This is a genomic window from Streptococcus sp., assembly GCF_032481935.1.
GTDB lineage: Bacteria > Bacillota > Bacilli > Lactobacillales > Streptococcaceae > Streptococcus.
Map to the genome: position 1 here is coordinate 35438 of NZ_JAWERU010000007.1, position 11079 is coordinate 46516.

10 protein-coding genes and 1 pseudogene are annotated in these 11079 nt (G+C 38.7%); 8 read left to right on the forward strand and 3 right to left on the reverse strand.

Annotated elements, in window-relative coordinates; translation table 11 throughout:
* Positions 1-7: 7 nt before the first annotated feature.
* Together E7C97_RS01995 and E7C97_RS02000 are read right to left on the reverse strand one after the other, a co-directional pair.
* Positions 8-223, reverse strand: coding sequence for a 2-oxoglutarate:acceptor oxidoreductase (locus E7C97_RS01995; protein WP_316107953.1), 216 nt, complete (start codon positions 221-223; stop codon positions 8-10).
* Between the two features lie 2 nt (positions 224-225).
* Positions 226-558 (reverse strand): putative DNA-binding protein, encoded by a 333-nt coding sequence (locus E7C97_RS02000; protein ID WP_000402065.1) that lies wholly within the window; start codon positions 556-558, stop codon positions 226-228.
* 153 nt (positions 559-711) lie between these two features.
* Between E7C97_RS02000 and rnc the strand changes: the two genes are divergently transcribed.
* From rnc to E7C97_RS02020, 4 genes are all read left to right on the forward strand, one after another.
* On the forward strand, positions 712-1410 hold the full coding sequence (rnc, locus tag E7C97_RS02005; protein ID WP_000661075.1) for a ribonuclease III: 699 nt from the start codon (positions 712-714) through the stop codon (positions 1408-1410).
* Complete coding sequence (gene smc, locus E7C97_RS02010; RefSeq protein WP_316107956.1) at positions 1401-4940, forward strand: chromosome segregation protein SMC; 3540 nt, start codon at positions 1401-1403, stop codon at positions 4938-4940. Before rnc ends, smc begins: the two co-directional genes overlap by 10 nt.
* A gap of 87 nt (positions 4941-5027) precedes the next feature.
* A complete protein-coding gene (locus E7C97_RS02015; RefSeq protein WP_316107957.1) occupies positions 5028-5687 on the forward strand; it encodes a trimeric intracellular cation channel family protein in 660 nt (219 codons plus the stop codon).
* A gap of 138 nt (positions 5688-5825) precedes the next feature.
* Complete coding sequence (locus tag E7C97_RS02020; protein WP_316107958.1) at positions 5826-6404, forward strand: HD domain-containing protein; 579 nt, start codon at positions 5826-5828, stop codon at positions 6402-6404.
* 124 nt (positions 6405-6528) lie between these two features.
* On the opposite strand, the gene E7C97_RS02025 is transcribed toward E7C97_RS02020, so the two are convergent.
* The gene (locus E7C97_RS02025; RefSeq protein ID WP_075228267.1) at positions 6529-6996 is read right to left on the reverse strand and encodes an 8-oxo-dGTP diphosphatase; all 468 of its coding nucleotides are present in this window, start codon (positions 6994-6996) and stop codon (positions 6529-6531) included.
* A 333-nt stretch (positions 6997-7329) separates the two neighbouring features.
* Here E7C97_RS02025 and E7C97_RS02030 point away from each other — a divergent pair, with 333 nt between their 5' ends.
* The 4 genes and pseudogenes from E7C97_RS02030 (at position 7330) to tnpA (ending at position 11034) form a co-directional block, all read left to right on the forward strand.
* Entirely contained in the window at positions 7330-8121 is a 792-nt protein-coding gene (locus E7C97_RS02030) for an HAD family hydrolase (RefSeq protein ID WP_316107959.1), read from the forward strand.
* Complete coding sequence (locus E7C97_RS02035; RefSeq protein WP_316107960.1) at positions 8121-8939, forward strand: Cof-type HAD-IIB family hydrolase; 819 nt, start codon at positions 8121-8123, stop codon at positions 8937-8939. The genes E7C97_RS02030 and E7C97_RS02035 overlap by 1 nt, the downstream gene beginning before the upstream one ends.
* Positions 8940-8942: 3 nt before the next feature.
* Entirely contained in the window at positions 8943-10379 is a 1437-nt protein-coding gene (ftsY, locus tag E7C97_RS02040) for a signal recognition particle-docking protein FtsY (RefSeq protein WP_316107961.1), read from the forward strand.
* Positions 10380-10569: 190 nt separating this feature from the next.
* Positions 10570-11034: pseudogene (gene tnpA, locus E7C97_RS02045) on the forward strand (IS200/IS605 family transposase).
* Positions 11035-11079: the final 45 nt, after the last annotated feature.

Below are 11079 nucleotides of genomic sequence, written 5' to 3' on the forward strand. Positions count from 1 at the left end.
TATTTTTTCAATTCAGTGGAAATCGTCCGAAATGTTGCAAACACTCTAGTTCTTCGGGTATGACTTCTTTCATGATTTCATTTGGATATCCCCAACAGCTAAAACCTATTTGCATAGCTTTGTTGATATCATTGGGCGAGATAATCTGTAGTCGACTAGGAAATGGTTCCTCTGCAGCTAATAATTTACAGGGTATCCCTTTATAGACGACAAGATTTTCCATGATTACTCCCTATTATCAATACTGGTCAAAATCTCAATTTGCTCTTGCAGAAAAGTATCCTCTGGATAACGCTCCAAAATCTGATCAAAAATCTGACTGCGAACAATGTAGTCAGAGTACATATGGAGTTTCATCTCATAGTCTTCCAGAATCTTTTCAGTTCGTTTGATATTATCATAAACGGCCTGGCGACTGACACCGAATTCTTCAGCAATTTCAGCCAAACTATAGTCGTCTGCATAGTAGAGTTCGATATAGTTCATCTGCTTATCAGTCAAAAGGGCTGCATAAAATTCAAACAGAGCATTCATTCGATTGGTTTTTTCAATTTCCATAAGATTTATTATACCAAAAAAAAGCCCAAACCGCTAGCTGGGGGCTGATTTTAGCTAGAAGTTAGAAAATGAGCTTTTCACTGTTCTTTTCTGACTATGAAGCCTTTTTTTGATATAATGGATAGGATTATAATGATTTAGAAAGAGGTAATCATGAAAGAATTAGAATCAGTGTTACAAGATCGTTTTGAGCTTGTTTTTACAGATAAAAGCTTACTTGAAACAGCTTTTACCCATACCAGTTATGCCAATGAGCACCGCCTCTTAAAAATTTCACACAATGAACGCTTGGAATTTTTAGGAGACGCTGTTCTGCAATTATTGATTTCAGAATATCTGTTTAAAAAATACCCTAAAAAACCAGAAGGGGACTTGTCAAAACTCCGTGCTATGATTGTCCGTGAGGAGAGTTTGGCTGGTTTTGCCCGTGATTGTCAGTTTGACCAGTTTATCAAGCTTGGTAAGGGAGAGGAAAAGTCTGGTGGTCGTAACCGAGACACGATCTTGGGCGACGCTTTTGAAGCCTTTTTGGGTGCTCTGCTTTTAGACAAGGATATAAAGACTGTAAAAACCTTTATCTACCAAGTCATGATTCCTAAGGTTGAAGCTGGCGATTTTGAGATGATCAAGGATTATAAGACTCACCTTCAAGAATTGCTCCAAGTTAATGGAGATGTTGATATTCGTTATCAGGTGATTTCAGAGATTGGGCCAGCCCATGATAAGATGTTTGAGGTTGAAGTCCTTGTTGAAGGGCAAAGTCTAGGTTCAGGTAAAGGACGCTCTAAAAAATTGGCCGAGCAGGAAGCCGCTAAAAATGCAGTTGAGAAAGGGCTGGATTCATGTATTTAAAGGAAATTGAGATCCAAGGGTTTAAGTCCTTTGCTGACAAGACCAAGGTTGTTTTTGACCAAGGGGTGACGGCGATTGTAGGACCAAATGGCTCTGGGAAATCAAATATCACTGAAAGCCTCCGTTGGGCACTTGGTGAATCTAGTGTCAAGAGTCTGCGTGGTGGGAAGATGCCTGATGTCATCTTTGCAGGAACAGAAAGTCGGAAACCTCTAAACTACGCTTCTGTTATTGTTACTTTGGATAATAAAGATGGCTTTATTAAGGATGCAGGCCAGGAAATCAAAGTTGAACGTCATATCTATCGTAGTGGAGATAGTGAGTACAAGATAGACGGGAAAAAAGTTCGTCTCCGTGATATCCATGACCTTTTCTTAGATACTGGACTCGGACGTGATTCTTTCTCCATCATTTCCCAAGGAAAGGTCGAAGAAATCTTTAACTCCAAACCTGAAGAACGGCGGGCTATTTTTGAAGAAGCGGCGGGAGTTTTGAAGTATAAAACCCGTCGAAAAGAAACTGAAAGCAAACTTCAACAAACTCAAGATAATCTAGACCGCTTGGAAGATATCATCTATGAGCTGGACAATCAAATCAAGCCCTTGGAAAAACAAGCGACAACTGCACGCAAATTTATAGAATTAGACGGTCAACGAAAAGCCATCTACTTGGACGTTTTGGCTGCTCAGATTCAAAACAATAAGGCTGAATTGGATCTAACAGAAGAAGAATTAAACCAAGTCCAAGAACTTTTAACCGGATATTATCAAAAACGTCAAGACTTAGAAGAAGAAAATCAAGCTCTCAAAAAGAAACGTCATGATCTACAGGCTGAGATGGCAAAAGACCAGTCAAGCTTGATTGATTTGACTAGTTTAATCAGTGATTTAGAACGTAAGTTAGCTTTATCTAAACTAGAAACTGAGCAAGTTGCCCTCAATCAACAAGAAGCGCAGACCCGTTTGGCTAGTTTGGATGAAAAGAGAAAGGCTCTCATTCAGGAGAAGGAAGAAAAAGAAGCAAATCTCAGTCAGTTAGAAGAAAATTTAGTGGTCAATACTAAGGAACTCAATCATCTAGAAGCTGAGTTATTAGCTTTTTCTGATGATCCAGACCAAATGATTGAGCAATTGCGTGAACGCTTCGTTGCCTTTCTGCAAGAAGAAGCTGATGTGTCCAACCAATTGACACGGATTGAAAACGACCTTGAAAATAGTCGCCAACAAACTCAAAAGCAAGAAGAACAATTAGAATCCTTGAAGGAACAATTGGCTTCTGCCAAGTTCAAGGCTAGTGAGCAAGAAGCTGCCCTTAAATCAGCTAAAGAAGAAGTACAAAGCTTACTTGCTGACTATCAGACCAATGCCAAGCAAGAAGAAGCACAAAAGCAGGCTTATCAAAGTCAGCAAAATCAACTCTTTGACCGTTTGGATAGTCTGAAAAACAAACAGGCCAAGGCGCAAAGTTTGGAAAACATTCTTAAAAATCATAGTAATTTCTATGCTGGTGTTAAGAGTGTCTTACAAGAAAAAAATCGTTTAGGTGGCATCATAGGTGCAGTCAGTGAACATTTAACCTTTGACGTTCATTATCAAACCGCTCTTGAAATTGCGCTCGGTGCAAGTAGCCAACATATCATCGTTGAAGATGAACAGGCAGCAACGAAGGCTATCGATTTCCTAAAAAGAAACCGTGCTGGTCGCGCTACCTTCCTGCCTTTGACAACCATTAAGGCACGTAGTATTTCAGGTCAAAACCAAGATGTGATTGCCTCAAGTCCTGGTTTTCTTGGCATGGCAGATGAATTGGTTACTTTTGATGCCAAGCTTGAAGCTATCTTTAAAAATCTGCTAGCTACCACAGCTATTTTTGATACAGTTGAACATGCGCGTGATGCAGCTCGTAAGGTGCGTTATCAAGTTCGAATGGTAACGCTAGATGGTACAGAATTGCGAACAGGTGGTTCTTATGCTGGTGGTGCTAATCGTCAAAATAACAGCATTTTCATCAAGCCTGAATTGGAGCAGTTGCAAAAAGAGATTGCTCAAGAAGAAAAGCTTCTTCGTCAAGAGGAAGAAAATCTGAAATCAGTTCAAGAAGCCTTGAACGAACTTAGTCAAACTTTGGAGACTATTAAGTCCAAAGGGGAACAAGCTCGTATAGAAGAACAAGGCTTGTACCTAGCTTATCAACAAACTAGCCAGCAAGTCGAAGAACTCGAAACACTCTTAAAACTTCAGGAGCAAGAATTAACTAATCTCAGATGTGGAGATTGGCAAGCTGAAAAAGAAAAATGCCAAGAACGTCTCGCAGTTATTGCAACCGAAAAGCAAAAGCTGGAATCTGAGATTGAAGAAATCAAGTCCAATAAAAATGCTATTCAGGAACGCTATCAAAACTTACAAGAAAAACTTTCTCAAGAGCGTCTGCTCAAAACAGAAATGCTTGGACAGAAGCGTTATGAAGTTACCGATATTGAACGGATTAATAATGAACTTGAGAACCTCAATATCGAGCAAGAAGAGATTGAACGTCTTTTGCAAGAAAAAGTAGACAATCTTGAAAAAGTTGATACAGAACTTTTGGCTAAGCAGGAATCAGAAGCTAAGAGTCAAAAGGAAGAAATTCAACAAGGATTGATTCGTAAGCAGTTTGAACTAGATGATATTGAAGGTCAATTGGATGATATTGCTAGTCATTTAGAACAAGCTCGTCAGCAAAATGAAGAATGGATTCGTAAGCAAACACGAGCAGAAGCGACTAAAGAGAAGATTACAGACCGCCTTCGCTATCTTCAAGGTCAACTGACTGAAGAATACCAGATTAGTTATACGGAAGCATTAGAACAAGCCAACCAATTGGAAGACTTGGCTGTCGCTGAACAAAAGGTTAAGGATTTGGAAAAATCCATTCGTTCACTTGGTCCGGTTAACTTGGATGCCATTGAACAGTTTGACGAAGTACACGAACGCTTGGAATTCTTGAATACTCAACGAGATGATATTCTTTCTGCTAAGAATTTGCTTCTTGAAACCATTACAGAGATGAACGATGAAGTGAAGGAACGATTTAAATCAACCTTCGAAGCTATTCGTGAGTCCTTTAAGGTGACTTTCAAGCAGATGTTTGGAGGTGGACAAGCAGACCTAATTCTGACAGAAGGTGATTTATTGACAGCAGGAGTTGAAATCTCTGTTCAACCACCAGGTAAAAAAATCCAATCTCTCAATCTCATGAGTGGTGGAGAGAAGGCCCTGTCAGCTCTGGCTTTGCTCTTCTCAATCATTCGGGTCAAGACCATCCCATTTGTTATCTTGGATGAAGTAGAAGCTGCACTCGATGAAGCAAACGTTAAACGCTTTGGGGATTACCTCAATCGATTTGATAAGGATAGTCAGTTTATCGTTGTTACTCACCGTAAGGGAACAATGGCAGCGGCAGACTCTATCTATGGAGTAACCATGCAAGAATCTGGTGTATCAAAGATTGTCTCTGTAAAACTAAAAGATTTAGAGAATATGGATGCTTAGTCAGTGCTCGTTACAAACTTTCAGCTAAGCATTTAGAATGACCTTTAAGAAGTCAGAAGGGTTACAAAAATAATTTGAGGAGCTTATATGGATTTTGATCTATTCCTAATGATCTGTAATTATATTGGGACTATAGCCTTTGCGGCGTCAGGAGCCATCAAAGGATTTGGTAAACGTTTAGATATTTTTGGAATCAGTTTATTGGCAATTGTAACTGCAGTAGGCGGAGGAATCCTAAGAGATTCCATTATTAGTCGCTTTCCAGCTTCTCTAGCAGATCCTAGCCCCATTTATGTCTCTATCCTGGTAGCGGTTATTATGTATGTCTTTGTAACTTCAAAACAGGCCAATGCTAGTCATGAAAAAAAGTTCTATAAGTGGCTGAGAGAAGCTTACCTCATCTTTGACTCCATTGGGCTGATTATCTTTTCCTTGATTGGAGCGACAGCCTTAGTGGATAGTAAGCTAAATTTGATGTCTGCAGGGATTTTGGCTTGTCTAACGGGAGCCGGTGGTGGTATTATCCGAGACCTATTAATCAACGAAGTTCCGAGTGTTCTTAAAGAAGATATCTATGCCCTTCTATCTTTTGTAATTGGCGTTATTTATTACTGGTTGGCCTTTGTCCTTCACTTTCCAAGAATTACTGCCTTTATCATTCTCTCGATAGTTGGCTTTGTGATTCGACTTTGTATTATTAAGTTCAAGCTCTCTTTGCCAAATATGGATAAGAGAACCTTGAATTGATGAATAAGCGAGAGTTATTTTATCAGCGTCTAATCTCATGTGGATTAGGCGTTATTTTTTTGCAAATAAGGGAAATTAATGATGTAAAGATTAATTTTTGCTATTATATTTGTAATTTCGAATAAGGTAGGAATAGCAATGAGTAATTTGAAACATTCAGTTGATTTTATTAAAGAAATAGAGAAGTTAAAGTCAGTAAGAAGATTTAATAGAACTCTTGATGGCAGATTTGAAAATAGTGCCGAACATTCCTGGCAGGGTGCCATAGCTGCAATGGTTCTTCAAGATTATTATCCTGAAAAATTGGATATGGAAAAAGTCACTTCTATGTTATTGATTCATGATTTAGGTGAGATTTATGCCGGAGATACTTGGGTGTTTGATGATGAAAAAAAGCTTCATTCTCATGACAGAGAACTAGCATCTATAGAAAAAACAATGAGCCTCCTTCCAGAAGAGAAATATTTGAATATGAAAAATTTGTGGTTGGAATTTGAAAAAGGGCAGAGTTCTGAAGCAAGATATGCAAGAGTTATCGACGCCTTGGTACCGCTGATAAATCACTTGGAAGTGTCAGAAATCAATTATAACCCTGATAATATCAGTGCAGACATGGTATTAGAAAAGAAAAAGTTCATAAAAAGTGAATCAGAAAAATTATGGAAACTGACAGAAGAGTTAATTCAGGAAAGTGTGGAAAAGGGCTTATATTTTTAATAATATAGAGAAAGCCTTGGAATAATCTGTTTCCAAGGCTTTATAGCTATCTATAGGTAGAAGGAAAAAATTGCTAGAGTAGATGATTTTTATTTGGATACTCTTGATTATACCGTAGAGAATATTAGTCAAATAAAATTGTTTTGTTTTCACTAATGCATTTCTTATTATCATCCCAATAGTTAATACTTTCAAAGCTTCCTTTTCTTAAATAAAGTGGTAGCCTTTTTCTTATTTCATCTTGCATTGGTATTTTATTAATATCTTTTAGATTCCACCATTTTGGCTCACCTTCAGTAGATGTACTTAGTTCACCAGTAAACTGAGTACATAAAAAGTCATAGAAGACAAATCTCTCATTACCAATTGAATTAGTAAAGCCTGAAATTCCTTTTAATTCAAGATTTAATGCAGTGAGACCAGTCTCTTCCTTAAGTTCCCGTAATGCAGCTTCAAAAAAACTTTCAGGGAATTCAACTTTTCCCCCCGGTGGAATCCAGCCGGGAAAATTATCGTGCTGTCTATTAAGTAATAAAATTTCTTGATTTTTCAAAACGCAAATATTAACCCAGTTTTTGATTTTTTCAGTCATATGATTAACCTCCAACAAGTATTTTTTCATATGCAAGATTATATGTCAAGAACTATATGCTATTTATGATTGTGACAAATGTATCTCAGCCAAAGATTGACAATTTTTACGCAATAGCTGATGAACTCTCAGAATAGACTTCAATCAAGAACTTTGGAAGAAAAGTGTTGAGAGGTTGGATATAAAAGAAAGTAAGCAAATCAGCCTGGCCTTTAAATTGGCCCTACGGGATTATTTATAGAAGACAAAGACGTGTCAATTCAGCACGTCTTTTTTTACTTTTTCTATGGTATAATAGAAGGTAGATTTATTAATTGGAGTATGAAGAATTTTATGATTAAATTAGTAGCAACGGATATGGACGGTACTTTTTTGGATGGTGCCGGTCAATTTGATATGGAGCGTCTGAAAAAGTTGCTCCATTCTTATAAAGAAAAAGGAATCTATTTTGCTGTTGCATCTGGTCGTGGGCTTTTGTCACTTGAAAAGCATTTTGCGGATGTCAAAGATGAGATAATCTTTATTGCTGAAAATGGTAGTTTGGTTCGTTTTCATGGAGAGGACCTTTATGAAGCAACCATGCCTCGTGATTTTTACCTATCAACATTTGAAAAGCTAAAGACTTCACCTTATTTTGATGAGAAGAAGATGCTCTTGACTGGTAAAGAGGCTTGCTATGTCTTAGATACAGTAGATGAAATCTATCTTATGTTTAGCCATCATTACAATGAAAATATCAAAAAAGTAGCCAGACTAGAAGATATTACCGATGAGATTTTCAAATTCACAACTAACTTTACTGAAGAGACAGTAGAAGCCGGAGAAGCTTGGGTCAATGAACATGTTCCTGGGGTCAAGGCTATGACGACAGGCTTTGAATCCATTGACATCGTTTTAGACCATGTTGACAAGGGAGTTGCTATTGTCGAATTAGCTAAGAAATTGAATCTAGATATGGACCAGGTGATGGCTTTTGGTGATAATCTTAATGACCTGCACATGATGCAAGTTGTAGGGCACCCAGTCGCACCTGAAAATGCTCGTCCAGAGATTTTAGAACTAGCTGAAACAGTTATCGGACATCACAAAGACCAATCAGTTATTGCTTATATGGAGGGATTGTAATGGCAGATATTAAATTAATTGCCCTAGACTTAGATGGGACTTTGCTGACGACAGACAAGAAATTGACTGATCGTACTAAGGCAACTTTAAGGGCTGCGCGTGATCAGGGAGTAAAAGTGGTACTGACAACGGGACGTCCTCTCAAGGCTATGGATTTCTTCCTTAAAGAGCTTGGAACAGACGGCCATGATGACGAGTATACTATCACCTTTAATGGTGGATTGGTTCAGAAAAATACGGGTGAAATCCTTGATAAGACAGTATTCTCTATTGATGATGTGACACGTATTTACGAGGAAACTGAAAAACTAGGCATTCCCTTAGATGCCATTTCAGAAGGTACCGTTTACCAAATCCAATCAGATCAAGAAAGTCTTTACGCCAAGTTTAACCCTGTTTTAAACTTTGTTCCAATTGACTTTGAAGATTTGTCTAGTCAGATGACCTACAACAAGTGTGTGACCGCTTTTGCCCAAGAACCACTGGATGCCGCAATTGCTAATATTTCACCAGACTTGTTTAACAATTATGAAATTTTTAAATCTCGCGACATGCTTTTGGAATGGTCACCAAAGAACGTTCATAAGGCTACTGGATTAGCTAAATTGATAGACCATCTAGGAATTGACAAAAGTCAAGTGATGGCTTGTGGAGATGAGGCTAATGACCTTTCCATGATTGAATGGGCAGGACTCGGTGTTGCTATGCAAAATGCTGTGCCTGAGGTCAAGGAAGTTGCAAATGTAGTAACCCCTATGACCAATGACGAGGAAGCTGTTGCCTGGGCCATTGAAAAATATGTACTGAAGGAGAACTAAAGAATGGGATTATTTGACCGTTTATTTGGGAGAAAAGAAGAACCAAAAATCGAAGAAGTCGTTAAAGAAGCTTTGGAAAACTTGGATCTGACAGAACCTAGCGAGGAAGTTGAAGCACTTGGAACTGAAGAAGTTGAAGTGAAAAATACTGAGGAAATCAATCAAAGTTCAGAAGTTGAGGAAACTTATTCTAAAGAAGCTAGTGATTCTGCAGAACCAGAGGCAGAAGCTACTCTAGAAACAGTTGAACCAGAAGCAACTCAGTTTGAAGAGGAAACTGAGTGTCATTGTTGTCAGGAAGAGTCAGAGTCAACAGAAGTTGAAGAAACTGAAGAAAGAGTTCAAGAGGTAGCAGAGTTTGTTGCAGAAGAACCTGAGTCACCAGTCGAAGAAGTACCTTCAAGTGATAGCGACGATGAAGAAGCTAATCAAGTTCAACCAGACGAAACGGAAGCAGACACTTCTGAAGAAGAGGAAGAAGATCTAGTAATCGAAGAAATTCCTCAAGTTCAAGAGACTGTACAGGAAAAATATGACCGTAGTCTCAAGAAAACTCGTACGGGCTTTGGAGCTCGTTTGAATGCTTTCTTTGCTAACTTCCGCTCTGTTGATGAAGAATTCTTCGAAGAACTAGAAGAACTCTTAATCATGAGTGACGTTGGTGTGCAGGTAGCTTCAAATCTCACTGAAGAATTGCGCTATGAAGCAAAACTTGAAAATGCCAAAAAACCAGATGTCCTCCGTCGTGTCATCATCGAAAAATTGATAGAGCTTTACGAAAAAGATGGACAATACAATGAAAGCATTAACTTCCAAGATGGCTTGACAGTCATGCTCTTTGTAGGTGTTAATGGTGTCGGGAAAACAACTTCAATCGGTAAATTAGCTCACCGCTACAAACAAGCTGGCAAGAAAGTCATGCTTGTTGCTGCGGATACCTTCCGTGCCGGTGCGGTAGCTCAGCTAGCAGAATGGGGCCGTCGTGTAGATGTTCCTGTGGTTACTGGGCCTGAAAAAGCAGATCCAGCTAGTGTTGTCTTTGATGGGATGGAACGTGCAGTAGCAGAAGGTGTTGACATTTTGATGATTGATACAGCTGGCCGTTTACAAAACAAGGAAAACTTGATGGCAGAGTTGGAAAAAATTGGTCGTATCATTAAACGTGTCGTGCCAGAAGCTCCGCATGAAACCTTCCTAGCTCTGGATGCCTCAACAGGTCAAAACGCTCTTGTACAAGCCAAAGAGTTTTCAAAAATTACTCCTGTTACAGGAATTGTCTTAACCAAGATTGATGGAACTGCCCGAGGTGGTGTTGTTCTGGCTATCCGTGAGGAACTCAATATTCCTGTTAAGTTGATTGGTTTTGGTGAAAAAATCGATGATATCGGTGAATTCAATTCTGAGAACTTTATGAAAGGCCTTCTAGAAGGTTTGATATAAAAGAAAATCCTGCAAGAATTCTTGCAGGATTGTTTTTGATTTATGTGACTATTAGTCCGTCTCGCTCCGAGAGGTGCGAGACAAATAAACCACCCGCTATGCGGGTGCGCGTCGAAGGTTATACCAAAAAAACTCCAAGCGCGATACAATAAAGGTGTTCAAGCCAATTGTAAAGCGAAAGGAGAAAACCATGGCGCAAAAGTCTCATAGTTTATCACACACAAAGTGGATGTGTAAATATCACATTGTGTTCACCCCTAAGTATAGACGAAAAGTGATCTATAATCAATATCGAAGTAGTTTGGGAGAAATATTCCACCGATTATGTAGTTATAAAGGTGTTGAGATTATCGAAGGTCATTAAATGCCTGATCATGTACATATGTTGGTAAGTATCCCACCTAGGATAAGTATTTCAAGTTTCATGGGGTATTTAAAAGGCAAAAGTGCACTCATGATGTTTGATAAACACGCCAACCTCAAGTATAAGTTTGGGAATCGGCATTTCTGGGCGGAAGGTTATTATATGAGTACAGTAGGGCTTAATGAAGCCACAATTAAGAAATATATTCAAGAGCAGGAAAAGCATGATATAGCACTGGATAAATTGAGTGTAAAAGAATATGAGGATCCCTTTAGGGATAGTGGTAAGTAATACTCACGCCTCTTTAAGAGGCAAGTGACGAGTCAAGAGCAATGA

Bases quoted from the DNA above. Each gene is read 5' to 3' on its own strand.
- E7C97_RS01995 (WP_316107953.1), bottom strand. From the start codon at position 223: ATGGAAAATCTTGTCGTCTATAAAGGGATACCCTGTAAATTATTAGCT.
- rnc (WP_000661075.1), top strand. From the start codon at position 712: ATGAAAGAATTAGAATCAGTGTTACAAGATCGTTTTGAGCTTGTTTTT.
- ftsY (WP_316107961.1), top strand. From the start codon at position 8,943: ATGGGATTATTTGACCGTTTATTTGGGAGAAAAGAAGAACCAAAAATC.
- smc (WP_316107956.1), top strand. From the start codon at position 1,401: ATGTATTTAAAGGAAATTGAGATCCAAGGGTTTAAGTCCTTTGCTGAC.
- E7C97_RS02035 (WP_316107960.1), top strand. From the start codon at position 8,121: ATGGCAGATATTAAATTAATTGCCCTAGACTTAGATGGGACTTTGCTG.
- E7C97_RS02000 (WP_000402065.1), bottom strand. From the start codon at position 558: ATGGAAATTGAAAAAACCAATCGAATGAATGCTCTGTTTGAATTTTAT.
- E7C97_RS02030 (WP_316107959.1), top strand. From the start codon at position 7,330: ATGATTAAATTAGTAGCAACGGATATGGACGGTACTTTTTTGGATGGT.
- E7C97_RS02025 (WP_075228267.1), bottom strand. From the start codon at position 6,996: ATGACTGAAAAAATCAAAAACTGGGTTAATATTTGCGTTTTGAAAAAT.
- E7C97_RS02015 (WP_316107957.1), top strand. From the start codon at position 5,028: ATGGATTTTGATCTATTCCTAATGATCTGTAATTATATTGGGACTATA.
- E7C97_RS02020 (WP_316107958.1), top strand. From the start codon at position 5,826: ATGAGTAATTTGAAACATTCAGTTGATTTTATTAAAGAAATAGAGAAG.